23 protein-coding genes are annotated in these 24,643 nt (G+C 71.9%); 7 read left to right on the plus strand and 16 right to left on the minus strand.

What is annotated here, in order from left to right; translation table 11 throughout:
* Window positions 1-5: 5 nt before the first annotated feature.
* The gene (locus ABZ725_RS20535) at window positions 6-1,256 is read left to right on the plus strand and encodes an alpha-L-fucosidase (RefSeq protein WP_358804017.1); all 1,251 of its coding nucleotides are present in this window, start codon (window positions 6-8) and stop codon (window positions 1,254-1,256) included.
* 351 nt (window positions 1,257-1,607) lie between these two features.
* Here the strand turns inward: ABZ725_RS20535 and ABZ725_RS20540 are convergent, their stop codons facing one another.
* Entirely contained in the window at window positions 1,608-3,296 is a 1,689-nt protein-coding gene (locus ABZ725_RS20540) for a carbohydrate binding domain-containing protein (RefSeq protein WP_358804018.1), read from the minus strand.
* A gap of 208 nt (window positions 3,297-3,504) precedes the next feature.
* Window positions 3,505-4,644 carry an ATP-grasp domain-containing protein gene (locus ABZ725_RS20545; protein WP_358804019.1) on the minus strand — a complete coding sequence of 380 codons (1,140 nt, stop codon included), beginning with the start codon at window positions 4,642-4,644 and terminating at the stop codon, window positions 3,505-3,507.
* Window positions 4,645-5,050: 406 nt separating this feature from the next.
* On the opposite strand from ABZ725_RS20545, the gene ABZ725_RS20550 reads away from it, so the two are divergent.
* Together ABZ725_RS20550 and ABZ725_RS20555 are read left to right on the plus strand one after the other, a co-directional pair.
* Window positions 5,051-5,881, plus strand: a complete 831-nt coding sequence (locus ABZ725_RS20550) for a metallophosphoesterase (protein WP_358804158.1) — start codon at window positions 5,051-5,053, stop codon at window positions 5,879-5,881.
* Window positions 5,878-6,576 (plus strand): 4'-phosphopantetheinyl transferase superfamily protein, encoded by a 699-nt coding sequence (locus ABZ725_RS20555; protein WP_358804020.1) that lies wholly within the window; start codon window positions 5,878-5,880, stop codon window positions 6,574-6,576. The genes ABZ725_RS20550 and ABZ725_RS20555 overlap by 4 nt, the downstream gene beginning before the upstream one ends.
* A 411-nt stretch (window positions 6,577-6,987) precedes the next feature.
* On the opposite strand, the gene ABZ725_RS20560 is transcribed toward ABZ725_RS20555, so the two are convergent.
* Window positions 6,988-7,248 carry a hypothetical protein gene (locus ABZ725_RS20560; RefSeq protein WP_358804021.1) on the minus strand — a complete coding sequence of 87 codons (261 nt, stop codon included), beginning with the start codon at window positions 7,246-7,248 and terminating at the stop codon, window positions 6,988-6,990.
* A 240-nt stretch (window positions 7,249-7,488) separates the two neighbouring features.
* Between ABZ725_RS20560 and ABZ725_RS20565 the strand changes: the two genes are divergently transcribed.
* The gene (locus ABZ725_RS20565) at window positions 7,489-8,520 is read left to right on the plus strand and encodes an alpha/beta hydrolase (RefSeq protein WP_358804022.1); all 1,032 of its coding nucleotides are present in this window, start codon (window positions 7,489-7,491) and stop codon (window positions 8,518-8,520) included.
* Between the two features lie 49 nt (window positions 8,521-8,569).
* Here the strand turns inward: ABZ725_RS20565 and ABZ725_RS20570 are convergent, their stop codons facing one another.
* A complete protein-coding gene (locus tag ABZ725_RS20570) occupies window positions 8,570-9,100 on the minus strand; it encodes a toxin-antitoxin system, toxin component (protein WP_351912811.1) in 531 nt (176 codons plus the stop codon).
* A 32-nt stretch (window positions 9,101-9,132) separates the two neighbouring features.
* On the minus strand, window positions 9,133-9,786 hold the full coding sequence (locus ABZ725_RS20575; protein ID WP_351912746.1) for a helix-turn-helix transcriptional regulator: 654 nt from the start codon (window positions 9,784-9,786) through the stop codon (window positions 9,133-9,135).
* Between the two features lie 244 nt (window positions 9,787-10,030).
* Between ABZ725_RS20575 and ABZ725_RS20580 the strand changes: the two genes are divergently transcribed.
* A complete protein-coding gene (locus ABZ725_RS20580; protein WP_351912748.1) occupies window positions 10,031-10,699 on the plus strand; it encodes a hypothetical protein in 669 nt (222 codons plus the stop codon).
* 127 nt (window positions 10,700-10,826) lie between these two features.
* On the opposite strand, the gene ABZ725_RS20585 is transcribed toward ABZ725_RS20580, so the two are convergent.
* Genes ABZ725_RS20585 through ABZ725_RS20600 form a run of 4 tightly spaced genes read right to left on the minus strand, consistent with a single transcriptional unit; the run spans window position 10,827 to window position 14,204 of the window.
* Entirely contained in the window at window positions 10,827-11,639 is an 813-nt protein-coding gene (locus tag ABZ725_RS20585; RefSeq protein WP_358804159.1) for an ABC transporter ATP-binding protein, read from the minus strand.
* A 29-nt stretch (window positions 11,640-11,668) separates the two neighbouring features.
* The gene (locus ABZ725_RS20590; protein WP_358804023.1) at window positions 11,669-12,448 is read right to left on the minus strand and encodes an ABC transporter permease; all 780 of its coding nucleotides are present in this window, start codon (window positions 12,446-12,448) and stop codon (window positions 11,669-11,671) included.
* A gap of 14 nt (window positions 12,449-12,462) precedes the next feature.
* A complete protein-coding gene (locus ABZ725_RS20595; RefSeq protein WP_358804024.1) occupies window positions 12,463-13,236 on the minus strand; it encodes an ABC transporter permease in 774 nt (257 codons plus the stop codon).
* A complete protein-coding gene (locus ABZ725_RS20600) occupies window positions 13,233-14,204 on the minus strand; it encodes an ABC transporter substrate-binding protein (protein ID WP_358804025.1) in 972 nt (323 codons plus the stop codon). The genes ABZ725_RS20595 and ABZ725_RS20600 overlap by 4 nt, the downstream gene beginning before the upstream one ends.
* 147 nt (window positions 14,205-14,351) lie before the next feature.
* Here ABZ725_RS20600 and ABZ725_RS20605 point away from each other — a divergent pair, with 147 nt between their 5' ends.
* On the plus strand, window positions 14,352-15,203 hold the full coding sequence (locus ABZ725_RS20605; RefSeq protein ID WP_358804026.1) for an IclR family transcriptional regulator C-terminal domain-containing protein: 852 nt from the start codon (window positions 14,352-14,354) through the stop codon (window positions 15,201-15,203).
* Here the strand turns inward: ABZ725_RS20605 and ABZ725_RS20610 are convergent.
* From ABZ725_RS20610 to ABZ725_RS20640, 7 genes are all read right to left on the minus strand, one after another.
* Complete coding sequence (locus ABZ725_RS20610) at window positions 15,118-16,056, minus strand: PDR/VanB family oxidoreductase (protein WP_358804027.1); 939 nt, start codon at window positions 16,054-16,056, stop codon at window positions 15,118-15,120. The two genes, ABZ725_RS20605 and ABZ725_RS20610, sit on opposite strands and share 86 nt — an antisense overlap.
* Window positions 16,053-16,238 (minus strand): hypothetical protein, encoded by a 186-nt coding sequence (locus ABZ725_RS20615; RefSeq protein WP_358804028.1) that lies wholly within the window; start codon window positions 16,236-16,238, stop codon window positions 16,053-16,055. The genes ABZ725_RS20610 and ABZ725_RS20615 overlap by 4 nt, the downstream gene beginning before the upstream one ends.
* On the minus strand, window positions 16,235-17,302 hold the full coding sequence (locus tag ABZ725_RS20620) for an aromatic ring-hydroxylating dioxygenase subunit alpha (RefSeq protein ID WP_358804029.1): 1,068 nt from the start codon (window positions 17,300-17,302) through the stop codon (window positions 16,235-16,237). The genes ABZ725_RS20615 and ABZ725_RS20620 overlap by 4 nt, the downstream gene beginning before the upstream one ends.
* 129 nt (window positions 17,303-17,431) lie before the next feature.
* Window positions 17,432-18,397, minus strand: coding sequence for a hypothetical protein (locus tag ABZ725_RS20625; protein ID WP_358804030.1), 966 nt, complete (start codon window positions 18,395-18,397; stop codon window positions 17,432-17,434).
* A gap of 27 nt (window positions 18,398-18,424) precedes the next feature.
* The gene (locus ABZ725_RS20630) at window positions 18,425-20,626 is read right to left on the minus strand and encodes a hypothetical protein (RefSeq protein WP_358804031.1); all 2,202 of its coding nucleotides are present in this window, start codon (window positions 20,624-20,626) and stop codon (window positions 18,425-18,427) included.
* The gene (locus ABZ725_RS20635; protein WP_358804032.1) at window positions 20,623-21,183 is read right to left on the minus strand and encodes a hypothetical protein; all 561 of its coding nucleotides are present in this window, start codon (window positions 21,181-21,183) and stop codon (window positions 20,623-20,625) included. The genes ABZ725_RS20630 and ABZ725_RS20635 overlap by 4 nt, the downstream gene beginning before the upstream one ends.
* Before the next feature lie 135 nt (window positions 21,184-21,318).
* Window positions 21,319-22,218: a hypothetical protein gene (locus ABZ725_RS20640; protein WP_358804033.1), complete on the minus strand. Its 900-nt coding sequence runs from the start codon at window positions 22,216-22,218 to the stop codon at window positions 21,319-21,321.
* A 368-nt stretch (window positions 22,219-22,586) separates the two neighbouring features.
* Between ABZ725_RS20640 and ABZ725_RS20645 the strand changes: the two genes are divergently transcribed.
* Complete coding sequence (locus tag ABZ725_RS20645; RefSeq protein ID WP_358804034.1) at window positions 22,587-24,641, plus strand: phosphocholine-specific phospholipase C; 2,055 nt, start codon at window positions 22,587-22,589, stop codon at window positions 24,639-24,641.
* The last annotated feature ends 2 nt before the right edge of the window (window positions 24,642-24,643 follow it).

The following is a 24,643-nucleotide window of genomic DNA, read 5'->3' on the forward strand; positions in this document are numbered from 1 at the left end:
CAGCCGTGTCCATGCAACCCTGGTTCACCGACGCCAAGTTGGGGATCTTCGTCCACTGGGGCATCTACGCCGTCGACGGCGTCCAGGAGTCCTGGTCGTTCTACGACGACATCGTCCCGCACGACCGTTACATGTCCCAGCTCGAGCGTTTCACCGGCGCCCGGTACGACCCGAAGGCCTGGGCCGACCTGTTCGAGCGCGCCGGCGCCAGGTACGCCGTCCTCACCAGCCGCCACCACGACGGCGTCGCCCTGTGGGACACGGCGTACGGCGACCTCAACCTGGGCCGCGACTACCTTTCCGGCTACGCGGACGCCCTGCGCGAGAAGGGTCTCAAGGTCGGCCTGTACTACTCGCACTCCGACTGGAACCACCCCGACTACGCCTCCACGCGCAAGCCGGGCCGCCCGCCGGAGCAGGAGGACAACCGCTACTCCGAGTGCTCCGCCGAGGACGAGGACCTGGACGCCTGGGAGCGGTTCATCGTCTACCGGGACGGCCAGATCCGGGAGTTGGCCTCCCGCTACCGGCCCGACCTGATGTGGTTCGACGGCGAGTGGGACCGCAGCGAGGAGCAGTGGCGCATCCCGGAACTCGCCGCGCTGATCCGCTCGTACTCGCCGCATGTCGTCTTCAACGCCCGCATGCTCAGCGAGGGCGACTACGCCACCCCCGAACAGGGCGCGCCCATCGAACCGCCCGCCGGGCCCTGGGAGTTGTGCCTCACCATCAACGACTCGTGGGGGTACCAGCATCACGACCACAACCACAAGTCGCTCACCCAGCTGATCCGCTACTTCAGCGAGACCATCGGCGGCGGCGGCAACCTGCTGCTCGACGTCGGCCCGATGGAGGACGGCACCATCCCGCAGCCGCAGGTCGAGCGTCTCGAAGGTCTGGGGGAGTGGATCCGCAAGCACTCCGACGCCGTGTACGGGACGGTGCGGGGGCTGCCGGCCGGGCACCACTACGGGCCCAGCACCCTCTCCGCCGACGGCCGCACCCTCTACCTCACCCTGTTCGACATCCCGCGTGCCGAGATCGGCGTCCGGGGTCTGGTCACGCCGGTCCGCAGGGTCACGGTGCTCGGCACCGGCACGGAGCTCGCCCACCGGGTCGTCGGCGGTCTGCACGAGGCGGTCGGCGTGCTGTGGATCGACCCGCCGTCCGGCTCCGACCTCGACCCGCACGCCACGGTCCTCGCGGTCGAACTGGACGGCGAACTGGAGCTGTACCGGGGTTCGGGACGCTTCTGACGGCCACCTGGTCACCCGGTTCGGGTCGGTCGGTCGCTCCCCGTGACAGCGGCCGACCGACCCGATCCCCCGTTCCCCCGGGAATCCCCCGTCGATTCCCGTTCTTCCCCCGTCGATCCCTGTGCTTCCCCCGGGGCCTCGTGCTCCCCCAGCCGTTCCCCGGTGGGCCCTACACACTTAGGAGCAGCCACCCCGGGCGCTGATACACCCCCCACGAAAGAAAAATCCCCCGGGCCGGAGCCCGAGGGACTTCTCGCTCGCGCAGAGCTGCCCGGCGACCGAGCCGACAGGCGACCGAGCTGCTCGGCGACCGGTCCTCTCGGCAACCGAGCCTCCCGGCAGCCGAGTTGCTCAGCCGGTGAAGCCGGCCGTGATCGAGGTGAACTGCCAGGTGCTCTGGCTGATGCCGGAGCAGTTGCTCACCACGCCCCCGCCCGGGCACGGCCGGTCCCGGTTGACCGCCCAGAAGGCGAGCCGGGCGATGTGGTGGCCGTTGGCCCAGTCACGGATCGACGTCCAGATCGCCGGGGTGGTGTTCTCCTGCTGGTCGGACAGTCCGTTCATGCCGGAGATGCCGATGTGCGCGTAGGCGGTCGCGTCGTCCCACCCGAAGGTGGACTTCAGCTTGTTCTTCAGCCCCTCCGTGGCGTTCACGGTGTTGCCGTACATGTCCGCGCCGCCGCCGAAGTCGAACGGCATGATGGTGAAGACGTCGATGTCGGCGCCGATGGACTTGGCCTGCTCGATGAGACGGTTGCCGTAGTAGGTCGGCCCCGTCGTGGTCGTCCCGAAGGTGACGATGGTCTTCAGGCCGGGATTGTTGGCCTTGACGGTCTTCAGCGCGGTGAGGATCCGCGCCTGCACGGCCTCGTTCTCGAACTCGTCGGTGTTCTCGATGTCCATGTCGATCGCCTTGAGGGAGTAGGCGTCGATCACCTTCTGCAGCGCGGCCGCCAGCGCGCTCGCCGAGGAGCAGTTGGCGCCGAGCTTGCTGCCCTGCCAGCCGCCGAACGACGGCACGATGTCACCGCCCGCCGAGCGGATCTGGTTGATGACGCTCTGGTCGACCCCGCCGGTCAGCGGACGGTTGCTGTCCCACATCGGGTTGCAGCCGCCGCCGTCCAGCATGAACGCCATGGTGAACCACTTGACGCCGGTCGCGTTCATCACCGTGGTCGCGCTCGGCGGATCGCCCCAGCCCTCGAACAGATAGGGCGCCGCCTGCTTGAACCCGGTGCCGCCCCCGCCGCCCGCGTTCGTGGTGACGGACACGGAGTTGGAGGCCGCGGAGGTGTTCCCGGCGGCGTCGCGCGCCTTCACCGTGAAGCTGTACGCGGTGCTCGCGGACAGCCCGCTGACCGTGGCGGACGTACCGGAGACGGTGAGGACGCTCGTGGACCCGCGGTAGACGTCGTAGGCAGTGACGCCGACGTTGTCGGTCGAGGCGTTCCAGGACAGCGACACGCTGGACGACGTCTTTCCGGTCGAGGCCAGAGCGCCGGGCGCGGTCGGCGCCTGGGTGTCCGAACCGCCGCCTCCGCCCGGCCCGTCGAGGCTGATGTCGTCCGCCTGATAGGTGCCCTGGGCGTACCAGCCGTGCACATAGATCGTGGCGCTGGTCTGCGCGGCCCCGGTGGTGAAGGACACCGACAGCGGGCTGTACGCCGACGGCGACGACGTCCAGGTGGAGGCGCCGCCGTCGACGCCGAGGTAGACGTAGGAGCCGCGCACCCAGCCGGTCAGTGCGTAGGCGGTGTTCGGCCGGACGGCGACGGTCTGGCTGCACTTGGCGATGTCGCTCGAACTCACGGCTCCCGCCAGGGCCTTGGAGCCGCCGTGCACGGGTGTGGAGACGATCGAGCCGAGGTTGCCGGTACAGGACCAGGGCGAGACGGCGCCCGACTCGAAGCCGGGGTTGGTGAGGACGTTGGCGGCCTGAGCGGTGCCCGGCAGGGCGACGGCCCCGGCGAGGGCGAGCCCGGCGGTGCCGAGCAGGGCGAGGAATCGACGCCATGGGCGTCCGAGGGATCTGGTGCGCACGCGATCTCCCTGAAGATATGGGGGTGTTCGGGAGTGCAGGGGAGTGTGCAGAGGGTGCAAGGGGTGCGCAACAAAGTTGGTATGGACCAATCCGCCTGTCAAGATGACAGACGGAATTGGTCCATACCGGTGAGAAGAGATTCAGTTTTTGAGGGGGTGCCGCCCGGCCCGGCGGGCAGCCCCCGGCCCGGCGTACCGCGCGTACCGCCTAGTGCTGCAGTGCCTCCGCCGCGCTCGCAGGCGTCACCTCGACGGAGTCGGCAGGCGCGGGCATGGCGGGCAGCCGCGGCTCGGGGGTCTCGTCCAGCCGCTGGTGCGGAAGCGAGACCGCGCGCAGCGGCCGCGGGCCCGACACCACCGTGTAGTCCTGCCCCAGGAACGGCGGGACGATCTCGCCCGGGTCCTCGCCGAGCGCCAACTGCACCGCAGCCCAGGGCGCGTTGACGCCGCACAGCGACAGCTGGTGGAGACCGCCGGCCGGGCGGGTGTTGACGTCCATCAGGACCGGCTGGTCGCCGAACATCCGGAACTGGATGTTGGACAGGTAGTGCAGCCCGAAGCCCTCGGCGATCAGGCGCGCGGGCTCCAGCCACTGCTCGTGCAGCGTGAAGCCGCGGCGACGGCCGTTCTTCGTCCGGCCGATGGCCATCCGCAGGACGTTGTCGGGGCCGGTGAGGCAGTCCACGGACACCTCCGGCTGCTCCAGGCGGGGCATGACCAGCAGGTCGACCGGCTCGTCGGACTGCTGCAACGCCCCGACCACCATGTCCAGTTGGACGTACGCGCTCGGGAACCCGTTGAGGTGCATGAGTGAGAACGGGGCCCGGGTGATCATGCGGAAGCCCACGCCGCCCGCGCCGGACGCCGGCTTGAAGCAGGGCTTGTGTCCGGCCCCTTCCAACTCCTCGACGGCGGCGACGAGTTCTTCCGCCGAGCGGGCCCGGTACCACGGCGGCACGGGCACACCGATCGCCTGTACGGCCTCGTATGCGATCACCTTGTCGTGGAAGACGGCGACGGCCTCCGGCGGCGGCGCCAGCAGCGCGGTGCCGATCGCCTCGAAGTCGGCGCGGTGCGCCACGATGGCCGACTGGTTCAGCCGGGGCACGAACACGTCGATGCTGCGGCGCTTGCACTGGGCGAGCGCGTACTCGACGTACGCGGCCGGGGAGAGACCTTCCGGCTCCAGCTCGGCGGTGTCGGCGGCGGCCAGCACGGGAGAGTCGGCGTCACCGTGCGTGGCATGGATCTCGACGGCGCGATCGCTGGGATTTCGTCGCAGCTGATCCGTGAAGAACACGTTCTCCGCGTACGTGCGGTTGAGCCAGACGCGTACGCGAGAGACCATGCGAGGCCGCCTTTCACGGTTCGCGGGCAGGGCGAAGCAAGCCCGGCCCGGGCAGGGGGAATGGTGGGTCACCAAAACCGCCCTGCGGAAGGGACGTCCATGGCGGTGGTGTTGGGGCGATCATACGGCTTCTCGGGGGTGCGGCGTGCAACGCGCGTGTTACGGATTTTCCGATCTTGTTCACGTGAGGCGTGCGGTCGGGTAGTGGCGTGCTCCGGCGCAGGTGGCGGCCTGTGCCGACGGGGCGGGCGGCTCGATTCGACCTTGAACCGCAGGCGTGAATGTGTTCTCGTGGTGGCACTGGTGTGTTCGTGAGGATGCGGAGCGTGGGCGACGTGAGCGGGGGCGCAAGGTGACGACGACGGCCGGTGACGCAGAGCGACGGGCCGGACCACACGCCGGACGACTGTTGGCCATCAGCGATCTGCACATCGGATATCCCGAGAACCGCGCGCTGGTCGAGGCCATGGCCCCGGAGTCGGACGAGGACTGGCTGCTCGTCGCCGGCGACGTCTCGGAGAACGTGGCCGACATCCGGTGGGCGCTGAAGACGCTCGCGAGCCGGTTCCGCAAGGTCGTCTGGGCCCCCGGCAACCACGAGCTGTGGACCCATCCGACGGATCCGGTCACCCTGCGCGGGGTCGCCCGCTACGAGCACCTCGTCGAGCTCTGCCGCGACCTGGGCGTGACGACGCCCGAGGACCCCTACCCGGTGTGGGAGGGGCCCGGCGGCCCGGTGGCCGTCGCACCGCTGTTCCTGCTGTACGACTACTCCTTCCTGCCGGCCGGCTGCACGACCAAGGCGGAGGGGCTGGCGTACGCGGAGGGCACCGGGATCATCTGCAACGACGAGTACCTGCTGCACCCCGACCCGTATCCCACCCGCGAGGCCTGGTGCCGGGCCCGGGTCGCCGAGACCGAACGCCGGCTCGCCGAACTCCCGGACGACCTGCCCGTGATCCCGGTCAACCACTACCCGCTGCACCGGCATCCGATGGACGTGCTGTGGCACCCCGAGTTCGCCATGTGGTGCGGCACCGAGCTGACCGCGGACTGGCACCGCCGGTTCCGCATCGAGACCATGGTCTACGGCCACCTCCACATTCCGCGGACCACCTGGCACGAGGGCGTCCGCTTCGAGGAGGTGTCGGTGGGCTACCCCCGCGAATGGCGCAAGCGGCCGCAGCCTCCGGGCCGGCTGCGGCGCATCCTGCCCAGGGAGGCCGAGGCGAAGTGATCGAGGAACTGCTGCCGGAGTCGGTAGTGGCGGTGGAGGCCTTCGGCGAGGAGGGCGTCCGGGAGTTCGGGGACGGCCCGCTGTACCCGCAGGAGGAAGCGCTGGTGGCGCGGGCGGTCGACAAGCGGCGCCGCGAGTTCACCGTCGTACGCGCGTGTGCCCGGCGCGCCATGGAGAAGCTCGGCGTGCCCCCGCAGCCCGTGCTGCCCGGCGAGCGCGGCGCTCCGCAGTGGCCGCAGGGCCTGACCGGCAGCATGACCCACTGCGAGGGCTACTGCGGCGCGGCGCTCGTCCGGGCCGACGATCTGGCCTCCCTCGGCATCGACGCCGAGCCCCACGCGCCTCTGCCCGAGGGGGTGCTGTCCGCCGTCGCCCTGCCCGCGGAGGCGGAGCGGCTCGGCCGCCTGGCCGCGGAGCGTCCCGCGGTGCACTGGGACCGGCTGCTGTTCAGCGCCAAGGAGTCCGTCTACAAGGCGTGGTTCCCCCTCACCCGCAAGTGGCTGGACTTCAGCGAGGCCGACATCGACATCACCGCCGAGGCCGCCGGCCCCGCCGGTGACTCGCAAGGCGCGTTCCGCGCCCGGCTCCTCGTGCCCGGACCGCTGGTCGGCGGCCGCCGGCTCGGCCACTTCGACGGCCGCTGGACCGTCCGCCGCGGCCTGGTGGCCACGGCGGTCACGATCCACCACACCTGAGACGCCCGCCGCGGACCGTCACGGTCCACCACACTTGAGACGACCGCCCGCACGCCGTCACGGTCCACCACACCCCAGACGACCGCCCGGCGCCGCCATGGGCCGGGGCGCTACTTGCACAGCCACTGGAAAGGCTCCCTCTGGCTGCCGGGACGGCTCTGCGTCGGTCAGGGCGGCGGGCGGCCCACCGAGCCTGGCGGGTGGGTCCGTCGAGTGCTCGGGGCGCGTGCCGGGGCGTCACGGGCCGGGAGCGGCCGTTGCGCGGCGGCTGGATGGCCTCCTCCTCGTTGCCGGGTCGGCTGTGCGTCGCTCGGGGCGGCGGGCGGTCCACCGAGCCCGGGTGGGTGCGGCGGATGGTGGACGAGCCTGGGCGGGTGCGGTTCGCCGTGTCCGAGGCGGGTGTCCGGGGTGTCATGGGCCGGGGCACCAGTGGTGCAGCAGGCGGAAGAACTCCTGCTCGTTGCCGGCCAGCCCCGCGTCGGCCAGGGCCTGTTCCGCCTCGGCCAGGACGGCGGGTGGCACCACGGGCGGCAGCCGGTCGTGCGGGGGCCCGGCGGCGCCGACGCCCTGGCCGGCCCCCTCGTCGCCGAAGGCGGCCCGTACGGTGTGCAGCAGCCGCAGGTAGGCCTGTACAGCGGTGCGCTCGCGGTCGGTCAGTACGGCAGTGGGCATCGGTCGGCTCTCCCCGCGTCGGCGTCGTCTCCCACGCGCCCTGACGGCGCGTACGCCCCCGTGTGGCGGCGCACCCCCCAGCTTGCCGGGCACCACTGACAATCCGGCCGTCCTCCACTTCGGTTCGCCCGCTTAGCGGAGGCGAAACCTGTCCGAAATCCCCTGGGGGAAAGGGGTCCTACGCTGGTGGGAAGGGCTTTCGGAAGACCGTCGGAGGCCGGTGGAACAGGAGGCGAGCGGGTGGTCGACGTCCCGCAGCGGCACCCGGCGCGCGCCGCACGGCTGCGCCCGGTGGGTGACGGAGAACTGGAGCTGCGCTACCGGGTGGTGCACGGCTACCGGCGTGCTTTCCGGATGGCCGGAGAGGGACCGGCGCTGGTCCTCATCCACGGCATCGGCGACTCCTCGGCGACCTGGGCCGAGCTCATTCCCGACCTGGCCCGCACCCACACCGTCATCGCCCCCGACCTCCTCGGCCACGGCGCGTCCGACAAGCCCCGTGCCGACTACTCGGTGGCCGCGTACGCCAATGGCCTGCGCGATCTGCTGTCCGCGCTCGGCGTGGAGTCGGCGACCCTGGTCGGGCACTCGCTGGGCGGGGGAGTGGCGATGCAGTTCGCCTACCAGTTCCCCGAGCGCACCGAGCGGCTGATCCTCGTCAGCGCGGGCGGAGTCGGCCGCGAGGTCAACCCCGCGCTGCGGCTGGTCTCCCTGCCGGGCGCGCAACTGGCGCTGTCCGCACTGCGGTTGCCGGGTGCCCGACTCCAAGTCGGCCTCGTGATCAAGCTGATGGAGTTGCTGGACACCGATCTCGGCCAGGACGCACCCGACTTGCTCCACCTCGTCGACGCCCTGCCGGACGAGACCTCCCGCAGCGCCTTCATCCGCACCCTGCGCGCGGTCGTCGACTGGCGCGGCCAGGTCGTGACCATGCTCGACCGCTGCTATCTGACGGCCGGCATGCCGACGATGCTGCTGTGGGGGGACCGGGACAGCGTGGTGCCCGTGCGGCACGCGTACGGCGCCCACGAGGCGATGCCGGGCAGCCGACTGGAGATCTTCGAGGGCGCCGGCCACTTCCCGTTCCACAGCGACCCGGCCCGATTCCGCGCGCTCGTCGAGGAGTTCACCCGTACGACGGCCCCGGCCGACTGGAGCCGCGAGCGCTGGCGCGAACTGCTGCGCGAGGGCCGCCCGGGGACGGGACCGACGGGCCTGCCGGACGGCACGGGACAGGACCTGCGCGAGGCAAGCGAGCGCAGCGCGACCTGACCGGGCGACCCGCCTCGGGGACCCGCCCCGAGGCCCCCCCGGCGGGAGGTCAGTTCTGCGGCCCCAGGTAGCCCAGCGACGCCTCGATCCGGCCCGCCAGGTGATCGCGCTGCCCGCGCCCCCGGGGAGACGAACCCGGCAGCCAGGTACGGCACTTGCTGGCCAGCAGCAGGCCGAAGCTCTCGGCGTCCCTCTCGTCGGCCAGGTCGAATCGGGTGCGCGCGGCGACGCTGCGCACCGTCGCCCGCAGGTCCGCCCCGTCGCTGAGTAAACGGGCGGCGACCGCGGCGCCCTCCACGTGATGACCGCAGTGCCCCGCCTTCATGTGCCACAGCTCGTGGCCCAGGATCACCAACTGGTGGTCGGGCGCGGTGCGTTCCTCGATGACGACCAGGTCCTGGTCGGCCATGTCCAGCCACAGCCCGCTGGCCGTGTCGGCCGGGAAGGGGGCCATCCGGAAGTGGACGGGGCGACCGCGCCGTCTGCTCATCCCGTCGCACAGGGCGGTGTACAGCTCGGCAGGCGCGGCAGGAGCCGCGAGGGCCAGTTCCGAGACCAGTTCACCGCTGAGACGGCGCATTTCCTTGGCGATGTTCACCCTTCTCCCCCCGATCACGACTCGGGCCGCTTCACGCTCTCCAGGAGCATGTCCAGCCACTCGGCGACCTTGTCGCGGTGCTGGTCGGTGGGCAGCTGAGCGGCCCGCCACGCGATGCCGCGGACTCCGTGGTCCTGGAGCAGCCGCTCCAGCGGGTCCTCGGCCGCCGCGGCCGCCTCGCGTGCGGCGAGCTTCTGCAGCAGCTCCTGCTCGGTGTGCTGCAGGGCCCCCGCGAGCGCCTCCGGGTCCTCGGCCGTCAGGAAGCCCGCGTGCACGCGGAAGAACCGCTGCAGGGCGTCGCAGTGCTCCATCGTGGGACGCCGGTCGCCGTTGATGAGGGCGCCCGCCTGCTGACGCGACATGCCGGCGCCGTCGGCGATCTCCTGCTGGGTGTACTTGCGGCCGTTCGGCTTGAGCCGGGTGCGGCGCAACAGGTCGAGGCGCTGCAGGAAGCGGGCCTGCACATCGGGCTCGCCGGCGGCGCGGCCGCTCAGCAGGGCCTTGACCACGGACTCCGGGACACCGGAGGCGACGGACAGCCGCCCGGTGGCGAAGACCTCCGCGTGCGGTACGCCGAGCCGGTCGGCGAGCGCGGCGACACGGGCGACGACGGCCGACAGCAGCACCGTCGCCGTGGCGCCCGGAACCTCGAAGCCATCCTCCGACACCGTCAGGTCTCCTAGGTCTCTCACGTCCCTCTCACACAGGCACACGCTCACCGTACAGACGGTCGCTGTGAACTGCGTGGAGAGTAGCGGTTATTTCGAACTCACATCCAGGTCTCGCCACAACTGTGGCCAATTTCAGCCGTCAACGAGCATGGAATGCCACGATAGTTGACATGCGAAGTGCCCGGGCAGCAGGATCGGGGCGCCGCGTGAAGGCCGCATAGGCAAGAGGGGTGACCTCCCGATGGCATATCAGGCAGGAAGGCAGCGGTCCGTACCGCGGCCCGTCCCCGAGAGTCTCGAGGCCCAGGCGTATCTGCAGGACTACGCCACATATCTGGAAGCCGTCCCCTTCCCCTCCGTGGTCCTCGACCAGCGCTGGGACGTGGTGCTCTCCAACACCGCTTTCGCGTCACTTTTCCGTGAGATCGGCCCGCATCCGACGGCTCTGCCGGGCGAGAACTTCCTGCGGTTCGTCCTCTTCCATCCCGACGCGTCCTCGGTCCTCGGCGACCACGAGGCCGGCTGGTGCCTGCCGATGCTCGCCGGTTTCGCGGCGGCGGTGGAGCGCAACGGCCATGACCACGGGCTGCAGGCGATCCGCCGCGACATCGCGCAGGACCCGATCATGGAGGCCGCCTACCGGCACGGGCTTCCGCACTGGATCCGTGCGGTCGGCGAGGGGGCCGTCGAGCACGACGGGGCGGTCCGGCTCCTGCTGCACCCGGACCCGCGCTGGGGCGCCACCGAGTGCCGCATCGTGGGCGACACCCCCCGGACCCTGCAGGACATGGGGTACACCCGGCTGACCATGGTCCTGCGCGACAACCGGCCGGCGCTCGCACCGCGCAGAACGCGCTCCGCGCGGCGCACCGCGGGCCACCTCAGCGTGGTCCCGGCCCCCGAGGCCTGACGTCCTCCGAGGCCCGACCGGGCACCGTCGGCGTTCAGGTCGCCGACGGCGCCCGGTCGGCGACCCGCCGAGTGCACCCGACCCAGGGCGCCCGCCCCTGTGCACCCTCCGCCCAGTGCGTCCGCGCTCAGTGCGGCGGAGGCGCGTCCGTCTTCGTGAAGCGGTCCACCGGAGTCCCGCGCTTCGCCGCCTGGATCTGCTCGTACACATGGGTCCGCAGTTCGGCGAAGCGCGGGGCCACCCGGGTGTGCAACTGGTCGCGCTCCGGCGGCAGATCGACCTTCAGCTGCTCCTGGACGACCGTCGGGGAGGCGGACAGGACGACGACCCGCTCGCCGAGGTAGACCGCCTCGTCGATGTCGTGCGTGACGAACAGGATGGTGATCCCGCGCTCGCGCCACAGGCCCCGCACGAGGTCCTCCAGGTCGGCCCGGGTCTGCGCGTCCACCGCCGCGAACGGCTCGTCCATCAGCAGGACCTGGGGCTCGTACGCGAGCGCCCGGGCGATCGCCACCCGCTGCTGCATGCCGCCCGACAACTGCCACGGATACGCGGAGGCCGCGTCCGCCAGCCCGACCGACTCCAGGGCGTCGGCGACCAGCTCCCGCCGCCGAGGCTTCGCCAAACCCTTCTGTTTCAGAGGGAGTTCGACGTTCTCGCCGACCCGCATCCAGGGGAAGAGGCTCCGCCCGTACTCCTGGAAGACGAACGCCATGCCCGGCGGCGGCCCGGTCACCGGCCGTCCCGCCAGGAGCACTTCGCCGCCGGACGGCGCGAGCAGCCCGCCCATGCACTTCAACAGGGTCGTCTTGCCGCAGCCCGACGGGCCCACCAGGCACACGAGTTCGCCCGCCTCGACCGTGAAGGTCAGGTCGCGCACCGCCTCGACCCGGCGCCCGGACCCCTCGTAGACCTTCCGCAGGCCGCGTACGTCGAGCATGGACCGCCCTTTCACGAGGGTCACGTCGGTCACGGGGACCGCCGGGTGGAGGCGCGCAGACCGTGGTACCAGCCGAGCACCCGACGCTCGACGACCTGGAAGAGCACCGACAGCGCGAAGCCCAGCAGACCGAGCACCAGGATCCCGGTCCACATGTCGGGGATGGCGAAGCCCCGTTGGAACTGCACGATGGTGAAGCCGAGTCCGTTGCTGGCGGCGAACATCTCGCTGATGACCATCAGGATGATCCCGATCGACAGCGCCTGGCGCAGCCCCGCGAAGATCTGCGGGCTCGCCGACGGCAGGATCACGGTGCGCAGCCGGGCGACGCCCGTGATGCCGTAACTGCGGGCCGTCTCCGCCATCACCGGGTCCACCGCCCGCACGCCCTCGACCGTGTTGAGCAGCACCGGCCACACACAGCCGCTCGCGATCACGACGACCTTCATGGTGTCGCCGATACCCGCGAACAGCATGATGATCGGCACCAGGACGGGCGGCGGCACCGCCCGCAGGAACTCCAGGACCGGCTCGCACACCGCCCGCACCCGCCGGTACGAGCCGATGACCGTGCCCAGCGCGATCCCGACGACGGCCGCGGTTGCGTAACCGCTTACCAGCCGCAGCACGCTCGGCCGGACGTCGGTGCGCAGCCGCTCGGCCGTCCACACTTCGGGGAACGTCTTGAGGATCGTGCGCAGCGGCGGCCAGTACACGTTCGTGCTGCCGTCGGACGCCAGCCACCACGCCGTGACCAGGACGGCCGGCAGGCCGAGCGTGAACAGCAGCCGCAGCAGGAACCGCCTCACGCCGCCACCTCGCCTCACACCGCCACCTCCCCGCGCACCGACTGGTGCCAGGCCAGCGCCCGCCGCTCCACCGACCGGGCGCCCACGTTGATCAGCAGCCCGAGCACTCCGGTGACGACGACCAGCGCGTACATCTCGGGCACCGCCTGCGAGGTCTGCGCGACGGCGATGCGCGCCCCCAACCCCGGTGCGCCGATGACCAGTTCGGTGGTGATGGTCAGGATCAGCGCGACGGCCGCCGCGAGCCGCACGCCGGTCATGACGTATGGCAGCGCGGTCGGCCACAGCACGTACCGGACGCGCGCCCAGGGGCCGAGCCCGTAGGAGCGGGCGGTCTCCTCGGCGACCGGGTCGACGTCCTGGACGCCGTACAGGACCTGGATCAGTACCTGCCAGAAGGAGGCGTAGACGACCAGCAGGAGGACCGAGCGGAGTTCGGTGCCGTACAGCAGCACCGCGAGGGGGATCAGGGCGACCGACGGGATCGGGCGCAGGAACTCGATCGTCGAGGCCGTCGCCGCGCGGAGGTGGGGGACGACCGAGACGATCACGCCCGTCAGGATCCCGGCGCACACCGCGATCGTCAGGCCCAGCGCCCAGCCGGTGAGGGTGTCGCCGAGCGCGGTCCAGAACGCGGAGTCGGCGAGTTCGTCGCCGAGGGCGCCGGCGATACGGCTCGTCGGCGGGAAGTAGGCCTCCTTGACCAGGCCGAGCCGCGGCACCGCCTCGCCCAGGGCGAGGAAGGCCGCGAGCCCGGTCGCACCGAGTGCGAGGTTCGCTCCCTTCACGGCAGCAGCTTGTCCAGGTCCGGGGTCGTCTTGAAGAGCTTGTCCTGCTCGCCCAGCTTCTCCAGCGCCTCGATCGACGAACGGTTCGCCTCGGCGGGCCACTTGGGCAGCGTCACCTGCGTCAGGACCGCCGCCGGGATCTTGGTGTAGGTGGTGACGATCTGCCGGACCTCGTCGGGGTGGGCGTCGGCGTAGGCGAGGGACTCGGCGGTGGCCTCCTGGAACTTCTTCACCACCTCCGGGTTCTTCTGCGCGTACTGCGTGGAGGTGAAGTACATGGCGACGGTGAGGTTCGGGGCCACGTCCACCAGCGGCGAGGCGATCTCCACGCCGCCCTGGCTCTTGACGGTGGCGAGAGCCGGCTCGACCACCATCGCGGCGTCGATCTGGCCGCTGTCCAGGGCGGCGGCCATCTGGTCGAAGGCCAGCTCGACGAAGTCCACCTTGTCCGGGTCGCCGCCCGCCTTGCGCACGGACTCGCGCACCGCGGTCTCGTTGATGTTCTTCAGGGTGTTGATGGCGACCTTCTTGCCCTCCAGGTCCTTCGCGGACTTGATCGGGCTGTCCTTCTTCACCGTGATCGCCCCGAAGTCCTTGCCCTGCAGGCCCGTTGACGCGATGCCGTTCGAAACGGCCTGCACGGGAACGCTGTTGGACTGGGCGACCATGAGCGAGGTCATGTTGCTGAACCCGAACTGGAACTGCCCGCTGACGACTCCGGGCACGATCGCCGCGCCGCCCTGCGCCGTGGTGATCGACAGTTTCAGGCCGTGCTTCTCGTAGAAGCCCTGTTTCACGCCCAGGTAGACGGGCGCCACGTCGACGATGGGGATGAGGCCGAGTTTGACGGTCGTGACGCCTCCGGTCGACGAACTCCCGGTGGACGCACCGGAGTCGTCGGACGAGCCACAGGCCGCCGTGGCGAGCAGGATGGTGCCGGTCGCGAGACCGGCGAGCAGACGACGCAAGGCTCCTCCTGTGCAGACAACGGGTTCCGACAGGCTGTGCGCACACCGCACAGTAGTGCTCAATTGGCGTGCAGGGAACGTAGAGCCCGCCGTCCGACGGGGTCAATGGGCTTGGCTGACGAAATTGTTGACAGTTTGGAGGGCGGCATGTCCGGCACGGCCCGAGAACCGCACTTCGTGAGGTCCTTCGAGCGGGGTCTCGCGGTCATCCGCTCCTTCGACGCCGAGCATCCCGCGCGCACGCTCAGCGAGGTGGCCCGCGCCTGCGGCCTGACCCGGGCGGCCGCCCGACGCCTCCTGCTCACCCTCGCCGACCTGGGCTATGTGCACAGCGACGGCCGGCTGTTCCGGCTCACGCCGCGCGTGCTGGAACTCGGCTACGCCTACCTGGTCGGCCTGACGCTCCCTCAGGTCGCCGAGCCGCACCTGGAGCAACTCGTCGCACAGGTGAAGGAGTCGTCCTCGCTGTGCGTCCTGGACGGCGACGACATCGTCTACGTGGCCAGGGTGCCGACCGCCCGCATCATGTCCGCGGTCATCACCGTCGGCACCCGCTTTCCCGCGCACGTCACCTCGGTGGGCCGGGTCATGCTCGCCGCACTTCCGGAAGCCGAACTCGAAGTCCGGCTCGCCCGTACGCAGTTGCGCCCGCTGACCGCGCGGACTCTCGTCGAACCGCAGGCTTTGCGGGCGGAACTGGCACGGGTGCGACGGCAGGGGTACGCCCTCGTCGACCAGGAGCTGGAGGAGGGGCTGCGGTCGGTCGGCGCCCCGGTGCGCGGCCGGGACGGCACGGTCGTGGCCGGCGTGAACATCGCCGTCCACGCCGGCCGGACCTCGGCGGCCTCGGTCCGCCGGGAGCTGCTCCCGCCACTGCTCGCGGCCGTGGCCCGGATCGAGGCCGATCTGCGGGTCACAGATCCAGCACGAGCCGCTTCCCCCGACACCGGGACACACAGATCATCATCGTCTCCCCGGCCTCCCGCTCCTGCGGGCTGAGGACCGAGTCCCGGTGCTCCGGCTCGCCCTCCAGCACATCCGTCTCGCAGGTGCCGCAGGTGCCCTCCGCGCAGGAGTACAGCACCTCGACACCGGCCGCGCGTACCGTGTCCAGCACGGAGACGCCCGGCGCCACGGTCAGCGTCCGACCGCTCTGCGCGAGCTCGACCTCGAACTCGCCGTCTTCGCCCGTCGGTTGCTCCCTGGCCTGGAACCGCTCCACATGCAGCGCGCCGGCCGGACAGCGCTCCTCGACGGCGTCCAGCAGCGGCCCGGGACCGCAGCAGTAGACGAGGGTCCCCTCGGGCAGCGTGTCGAGCACCGAACCGAGGTCGAGCAGGCCGCTCTCGTCCTGCGGGGCCACGGTGACCCGGTCGCCGTAGCCCGCCAACTCCTCGGTGAACGCCATGGATGCGCGGCTGCGACCGCCGTAGAGCAGGCTCCACTCGGCGCCCGCCGCCTCGGCCGCCGCCAGCATCGGCAGCACGGGGGTGATCCCGATCCCGCCCGCGACGAAGCGGTAGCCGGGCGCCGGACGCAGCGCGAAGTGGTTGCGCGGCCCGCGCACCCGGACCTTGTCCCCTTGCCGCACCTGCTCGTGCACATGCGCGGAGCCGCCCCGCCCGGCCGGCTCGCGCAGTACCGCGATCCGCCAGGCGGCACGGTCGGCCGGGTCGCCGCACAGCGAGTACTGCCGCTCCAGACCCGGTCCGAGGACGACGTCGATGTGGGCGCCCGGCTCCCAGGCCGGAAGCGGCTCGCCCAGCGGATGACGCAGGGTGAGGGCGAGCACGCCGTCGGCCGCGAACTCCCGCCGGTCGACGACGAGTTCGTCTTCGTACACGTCACTCATGGCGTGCTTCCTCGCGGTTCGGTTCCTTGCGGATCGTGTCCTTCGGGGTGGCCGAGCATCCACTCCCACATCTCGATCGGGTCCTGCGAGGCGTGCTCGGCGCCGCAGTGACAGGTGCCGTGCAGGACATCGGTGCCCGGCAGCCAGTCGACGCGGTAGATCTCGCCCGTCGGGGAGCTCAACTGACCTGCTCCATCGGCTTGTCGCCCTCTTCCACCAGCCGGGCGAGGATGCGGCGGGCGGCGAGGCCGCCGGTGTCGATGTTGATGCTCAGCTCCTGGTAGCCGGCCCGCTCCGAACCGAGCGTGCGCTGAAGGAGGTTGAGCGCGTCGACGTCCTGCATGACGACCGTGTGGTTGTTGCCCCGCAGGAACTCGGTGACCTCGTCGTCGTCCGTCGCCCAGTCCCGCGAGACCATCCAGAAGTCGTACACCTTGCCGTCGTCGGACGGCGTGATGGCGTACGTGATCTCGGTGTGGAAGCCGTTCGGGTCGCTGCCGTCCGCCTCGGGCAGCACGCCCACCGGTGCGATGCGGCTGTGCAGCAGGTAGAGGCAGGGCGCGTGGTACTCGATGTCCTGCCAGCGGGTGATCCGCCCCTCGATGCCGGTGGACCTCGCGTAGAAGGGCGGGCACTCGGCGTCGTCCATGTGCCGGCTCACCCGCACGATCCCGGCGCCCTCGTCGACCTCGGTGGTGATCGGCGTCTCCGCGACCTCCGGGGTGCCGATGTAGCCGCCGTGCAGGTACGTCTCGTGGGAGAGGTCGAGCAGGTTGTCGACGAGAAGACCGTAGTCGGCGTCGATGGGCTCCATGCCGCGGACGGTCGTCCAGCCGGGGGAGTCGAGGTGCCGGGCACGCGGAATGGTCCCCGCGTCGGCCAGCGCCGGGTCGCCTATCCACACCCACACCAGCGAGTCCTGCTCGACGACCGGGTACGCGGTGACCCGGGCGGTGCGCGGGATGCGCTTCTGCCCCGGCACGTACACGCACGCGCCGGTCGTGTCGTACGTGAAGCCGTGGTAGCCGCACACGATGCGGTCGCCGTCGAGCCGGCTCTCGGAGAGCGGGAACCGGCGGTGCACACAGCGGTCGTGCAGCGCGACGGGCGTCCCGTCCTCCTCGGTCCGGTAGAAGACGAGCGGCTCACCGAGGATCGTCCGGCCGAGCAGTTCCTCGCGCCCCACCTCGTGGCTGTAGGCGGCGACGTACCACTGGTTCCTGGCGAAGGCGGTCGTGTGAGGCATGGAAGAGGCTCCCGTCTCTGTGTGGTGGCGACATCGTCCGGACGGGCGTCACATGGGCGCAATACCGCTTCCGTCTCACGGAAGGACGCTTGGAAAGTGCCTGGTCAAAGAGAGGTTGTGCGGGGTCGGTCAGGGGACGCGGACCGTCGCTGCGCGGGCCAGGGCGACGGTGCGCGAGCGGGAGGGCGCCGTGGGGCCGGCCGCCTCGCTCAGGACGACCAGGGTCTTCCCCACGACGGCCAGGACCAGCGTCTCCTGCACGGTGAACGTCCCGGTGGTCGCCGTGACCGTGGCGTGCCACGAGGCGTCCCCGACGCCCGCCGAACCGTGCGCCACCACACGCTCCGTGCCGGTCATGCCGTCGCTCCAGCCGATGGCGAACTCGGCGCACCCGGACAGCACGGCCGCCGCCTGCTGCAGGTCCTGGCGCGCACCGGTGCCCGGCAGCCACCGCACGACCTCCTGCAGGAACGGCCCGCTCCGGCTCTGCGCGAAGGTGACCCTGGCCTCGACCGCGCCGGGACGGGTGCTGCGGTAGGACTCCAGGGAGTTGAGCGCATTGAGGCAGTCGGGGCGGTCGGAGCGGGTGGGGGGATCGTTCTGCAGCACGGTCTTCACATAGCCGGAGGGCAGCTGACCGGTCGTCAGCAGGGCGGAGGACAGCGCGGCGGAGGTCGGGGGCCCGGGTGCAGCGGGGGCGCCGGGGGTGGAGGGGGTTTTCGTCCCGGGCGTGCCGCCGCCTCCCCCGCCTCCGGTGCCGCCGGATCCGCGGCCTCCCGAGGAGCCGCCGGCTCCGCCCGTCGCGGTGGGACCGCTCGGGCGCGTCGAGGGGGACGACGATCCGGCCGAGGCCTTCGGCGAGGCGGACGGGGAGCCGGAGACAGCCGGTGACGCGGTCGGGGACGTCGTCGCGGTCGAGGTGGTACTCGGCGACGTGGACAGCGACGGCTGCGTCGGCACGACGGTGTCCGCCGACCGGTCGCCGGCGTCGCCGCACGCCGTGAGGGCGGCGGCCAGCAGTGCCACCACGACCGGCGGGGCGACCGACCGGCGTCGACCGGCGGCCCTGGTCGTCACGGCGGGTGTCCGGCTCACACATGCCTCCTCGGAGGGTGGGGCGGGTCAGCGGCGGTAGCGGAAGTACAGGTCGCAACGGAGGACGGACGCGACCAGCGCGTCGCGGTCCACCGGGCCGGTCGGGTCGCGCCGGAGCACGGCGGAGGCGGCGCGCAGAACGGTGTCGTCGAGGCCGCCCAGCAGATCGGCCGTGTCGCGCCGACGCTCCGGGTCGCTCCAGACGACGGTTCCGCCGAGGGTCAGCGCACGGCACACGAGGGCGGTGTCCGCGCGCAGCTGCGGCGTGCGCTCCGCCGCGGGCGGGAGGACGGGGAGTTCGTCCAGGGGGACGGTCTCGTCGCCTCCGGCGGCCGCCGAGCCCGGCCGGACGGTGACCGTCGCCGGGGGACCGGAGGACCGGCCGGCCGAGGTCGCCGACACCCCGGCGAACCGGCCGCCGACCGTGGCCCACCCGGCCCCCGCGGCGGCGACGACCCCGGCGACCACGAACACCGCCACAGGTGGGAACCGGCGTGCGGAGGTGCCCGCTGCGGGGCCGTGGTCGTGCGGTGCCTCCGTTCCCGGGGTTCGTCCCCGGACCCATGCGACGGTGGCCGACCAGGCGATGGGGGTCAGCGCGCCGCAGACGGTCACCGCGAACCCCGTCACCCACCAGGGCGTGTCGATCACGCTCCAACGGATGTCCGGGGTGGCGCGGGCCGCCGTGAGTCGGGCGAAGAGGAACCAACTGCCCAGCGGGACCGCCGTCAGGAGCCCGGAGAGGACGACGGCCGCCGCGCACGCCGGCGCCGAGCGGGGCCCGGCGACCGCGGCCCGCGCGGCTCGGGCGAGGGCGGTGGTCCAGACGCCGAACAGCGCCCCGCCGACCACCAACGTCGTTGCCAGGGCGAGTACTTGTGCGCGGGGGGCATGGGTGAGGGAGAGCGCCGTGGTCAGTCCGTCGGCTGTCCCGGTGTCCCGCAGCCAGTCGCCGGCCGCGCGACCGGACAGCTGGCTCCCGACGAGGACGCCGAGCCCGAGCGCGGCCCCGGCCAGTGCCGGGCGCCCTCCGCGGGCGTCCCGGTGCCCCACCGCGACGGCCCGCCACCACGCCACGGTCGCCACCCCGGCCACCGCCCAGCCGACGAGCAACCCCGTGAGCATGTAGGCGAGTTGGACCTGAGTGGGCATCAGGGACGCGACCAGCAGGGCGAGGTCGGTGAAGAGCAGGCCCGCGGCGAGTCCCGTCGTCAGGCACTCGGCGGCGGACAGTCCCCAGGTACGCGCCGGGTCGGCCAGTACGCCGAGTCGGGCGGTGGAGGTGGGGTGGCTGGCGAGGCCCGCGGCCCGCAGGAGCCGGCCGCGGCGGTTCTGCGGGAGGTCGGAGCCGAGGTGGTCGGCGGTGGCGCCCACCGGCGCGCGCGGATCCGCCTCCGCGCCGAGATCGGCGTCGTGCTCCCGGACGCGCAGCACCGCGCACAGGGTCAGCAGGAAGACCACCAGTACGACCGTCATCCGCACCAGCAGGTCCGTGCCGAGGAGGCCGGGGTCCAGCACCAGGGCCGCGCCCATCGGCAGGGTGACCCCCACGAGCAGGATCCACCAGGCCGCGGCGGCGAGCCGTACCCGGCTCACGTCCCGCAGGCGCAGATGGGCCAGCTCATGCCGGAAGATCGCCTCCACCTCCCGGTCGGGCCGGCTGAAGACGTGCGAGTCGGCCACGATCCACGGCTTGCGGACGGTGCCCGACGCCCGGGCCTGGACGCCGACGCGCCGTGTGCCGCGCACCCACAGCGTCGGCCGGGGGCCTTCGCCGTCGTCGCCGTCGGGCAGTACGGCGGTCAGGCGTGCGGCGAGGGACGAGTCGTCGTCGGCCTTCTTCGCCGCCCACCGCCAAAGGCTCAGCCGGCGTTGGGCGGCCCGGCCGAGCAGGGCGAGGGCCAGCAGGGCGAGCGGCCCGCACAGCACCACCGCGGACTGGGCCAGCCGGACGTCGTTGACACAGCCGGTGAAGCGGGACAGGACCGCGTCGGGTGAGGCGGCGGCTGCGGTCTCGGGGGCGGGCAGACAGGCGAGTTGGGCGCCCTGCCAGTTGCCCCGGCCCAGGACCAGCCACCACCACGTGGCGAACGTCGCTCCCGCGGCGGCCACGAGGACCAGCAGCACCAGCCGGGTGGTGGTGGGCAGCGGCAGCGGGCTGGAGACGAGTGCACGGGCGACCTCGCGGCGGTCGGCGGCGGGCGTGGCGGCGCCCGGCGCGACGCTCACGACGGCGGCGTGTCGGCGGACGTCTGCACCTCGCCGGCCTCGTCGCCGGCCTCCGTGCGGGCGGCCGGCGCCGGGGCGCTCGCCGGCTCCGCCTCGGGCGCGACCACGGCCACCACGATGACGTGGGCGCATGCCTCGGCCTGGGCCGACGACAGGCCGACGGCCCGGCTCCGGGCCACGGCCCACTCGGTGAGTTCCTGCCGTGTCACGTCGGAGAGCTGCGGCACGGCGGAGGTCAGCGCGGCGCGTCGGCCCTCGGCCTCGGCTCCGCTCCCGCGCCGTCGCCGCCACCACCGGGACAGCCGGCCGCCGCCCGCCCGGATGCGTCCGGAGGCCAGGTCGGCGAGGATCTGCGAGACCACGGCCACCAGGACCGGCAGGAGGACGAGCGTCTGGATGCCGTCGCCCAGCGGGTCCCCGGTCGGCCGGTGCAGGGGCTGCGGAGGGTAGGGCCGAGCGAGGTAGACCCGGCACGTCTCGTCCAGCTTCTCCAGTTCGGCCGGCGCGACGCTGCGGACCACGTCCCGCAGGACGTCCTGCCCGTTGCGGTGGTGCATGAGTTCCTCCCGTGGAGACATGGGGACACAGGGGCGCGGGGACGTTGAGACGCGGGGACGGTGAGACGTGGGACGGGCCGGTGTTGCGCCCCCGCGTCCTGCGGCGCGCTCGGCGGGCTCGGCGGCCCGCCGGGATCAGCCGCCCTGTCCCTGTCCCCGTCCCCGTCCCCGTCCGCGGGCCGGGCGTCGGGTCACGGCGAGGGCGGCACCGGCGGCGCACACGAGCACGGCCACGCCGGCGATCGCGGTCGCGGCCGGGGTCCCACTGTTCGCGAGCTGGTCGCCTCCGGCGCCGCCGGTCAGCGCCGACGGGGCCGGAACGGCGGACAGCGTCGGCGCGCCGGACGTCGGGGACGAGGACGGGGTCGAGGAGCCGGAGGCGCCGCCGCTCGGTGTCGCCGTGTCGCTCGCGGTGATGCTCGGCGTGGCGCTGGCGGACGTCGAGGCCGACGCCGACGGCGAGTTCGTGGCCGTCGGCTGTGTGACGACGGCGTACGAGGCCTTGCCGTCCATCAGCACCACCGGGTCGATCAGCGGGCTGGGCTGGATGAGGCCCTGGGCGACGAACTGGAGCGTGGTCGCGGTCGGTACCTCCGGGGCGAGCGAGATGCGCAGACCGATCCGGGCGCTGCCGGCGGCCGGGAGCGAGCCCACGGAGGGCAGCCCGGCGTCCGTGCTGAGGTAACCGCTGAGCGCGGTCGCGCCCGATGTCAGCTCCACCGCCCGCCACATCGACGCGGCCGCGTCGAACCATTCCACGGTGACCTGTCGGGGCGTCAGAAGTGGTGCGGGCGGGGCGAGTCGGATGCCCACGGCGACGATGAAGCTGTCCGTGACGGCCGTGTCCAGGGTGTTGTGGAACACGGCGTCGACGGTCAGCGGGGTGCCGCCGGGCGACAACTGCCCCGAATCCGGGGCCAGTTCGACGTACGGCGCCACCGGGTCCGCGGCCTGTGCCGGCGCCGCGTGAACCCCCGACGAGAACAGAAGTGCGGCACAGCCCAACAGGGTGGCGAAAAACGCTCTACGGCGCACGTCGACCAGCTCCCCCCGACAGCGCGCCCCCGGCGCGCTTCCTGGCGTGATGTCGGAGAGTTTAAAGGATAAAACACCTAAAGCGATAGTCTCGCTACATTCGGTCAATAATTAACAGAAGTGGGTGTTTTCGCCTCCTGTGGCGAAAGAGAACGCACTTACCCGCCACGGGATCTCGGCGCCCCCGAGCCGACGGAGCGGGTCCGCTTGGTGGCCTCTTGGCCCGTCGCACACCCCACGTACCGGCGACCTTCACACCGGCGTCATCCGACCCTTCCCGGACGTTCTGTGCCCTTGGAACACTCCTTGCGCGCGCATTCCGTATGAACCGGCCGGCAGAACCCTTCTGCACGAGAGGTGCCTCACCCATGTCCGAAGTCAACCGGCGCCGCTTCCTCCAGCTCACCGGCGCCACCACGGCGTTCACCGCTCTGTCCAGCAGCATCGCACGCGCCGCGGCGCTGCCCGCGAACCACCGCACGGGGTCGATCGAGGACGTCGAGCACATCGTCGTCCTGATGCAGGAGAACCGCTCCTTCGACCACTACTTCGGCAAACTGAGGGGCGTGCGGGGCTTCGGCGACCCGCGCCCGGTCACCCTCGCGAACGGCAGGTCCGTCTGGCACCAGGCGGACGGCAGCGGCAAGGACGTCCTGCCCTTCCACCCGGACGCCGACGACCTGGGCATGGCCTTCCTCCAGGACCTCCCGCACGGCTGGAACGACGGCCACGCGGCCTTCGACGGGGGCAAGTACGACAAGTGGGTCCCCTCCAAGGGCGCCACGACCATGGCGTACCTGACCCGCGACGACATCCCCTTCCACTACGCGCTCGCCGACTCCTTCACCATCTGCGACGCCTACCACTGCTCGTTCATCGGCTCGACCGACCCGAACCGCTACTACCTGTGGACGGGTTACACCGGCAACGACGGCCAGGGCGGCGGCCCGGTCCTCGGCAACGACGAGGTCGGCTACAGCTGGACGACGTACCCCGAGCGCCTGGAGCAGGCGGGCGTCTCCTGGAAGGTCTACCAGGACGTCGGCGACGGACTCGACAAGAACGGCAGCTGGGGCTGGATCCAGGACGCCTACCGCGGCAACTACGGCGACAACTCGCTGCTCTACTTCACCCAGTACCAGACCGCCCAGCCCGGCGACCCGCTGTACGACAAGGCCCGCACCGGCACCGACGCCCGCAAGGGCGAGGGCTTCTTCGACCGGCTGAAGGCCGACGTCAAGGGCGGCAAGCTGCCGCAGATCTCCTGGATCGTCGCCCCCGAGGCCTTCACCGAACACCCCAACTGGCCCGCCAACTACGGTGCCTGGTACGTCGCCCAGGTCCTCGACGCGCTCACCGCCGACCCCGAGGTGTGGGCGAAGACGGCCCTGTTCGTCACCTACGACGAGAACGACGGCTTCTTCGACCACCTGCTCCCGCCGTTCCCGCCGGCCTCGGCCGCGCAGGGCAGGTCGACGGTCGATGTCGGGCCGGACCTCTTCAAGGGCGACAGCAGTCACACCGCCGGCCCCTACGGGCTCGGTCAGCGGGTGCCGATGCTCGTCATATCCCCCTGGAGCAAGGGCGGTTACGTCTGCTCCGAGACGCTCGACCACACCTCGGTCATCCGGTTCATGGAGCGCCGCTTCGGCGTCCACGAGCCGAACATCTCGCCGTGGCGGCGCGCGGTCTGCGGCGACCTGACCTCCGCGTTCGACTTCTCCCGCAGGGACACCCGGTCGGTCGTCCTGCCGGACACCGAGGGCTACCGGCCCCCGGACAAGGACCGTCACCCCGACTACGTGCCCACCCTGCCCGCCCACCCCGTCCTGCCGAAGCAGGAGCGTGGCCTGCGGCCCACCCGTCCGCTCAGGTACACGCCCAGCGTGGACGGCTCGGTGGACTCGACCGCCGGAACCCTCACCCTCACCTTCGCCTCCGGGGCCAAGGCCGGCGCCGCCTTCCTGGTCACCTCCGGCAACCGCGCCGACGGCCCGTGGAGTTACACCACCGGGGCGGGCGCGACCGTCTCCGACACCTGGAACTCGGCGTACTCCGGCGGTGTGCACGACCTGACCGTGCACGGCCCGAACGGATTCCTGCGCGTCTTCGAGGGGAGGGCGAAGGCGGCCGGGACCGAGGTGGTCGCCCGGCATGTCGGCGACTGCGTCGAGCTCACCTTCAACAACCGGGGCTACGGCACGGCGGAGCTGAAGGTGGCCGACGGGTACGGCGGCCGGACCACGACCGTCAGGCTGCGCCCCGGCGCCATCGTCAAGCGCACCGTCGACCTGCGGGCGAGCCGGCGGTGGTACGACCTCACCGTCACGTCGTCCGCCGATCCGACGTTCCTGCGGCGGTTCGCCGGTCACGTCGAGAACGGCCGCCCCGGCGTCAGCGACCCGGCGATCATCACGGAGTGACC

Origin of the sequence: Streptomyces sp. NPDC006872 (genome assembly GCF_040635845.1) — a bacterium.
Lineage (GTDB): Bacteria > Actinomycetota > Actinomycetes > Streptomycetales > Streptomycetaceae > Streptomyces.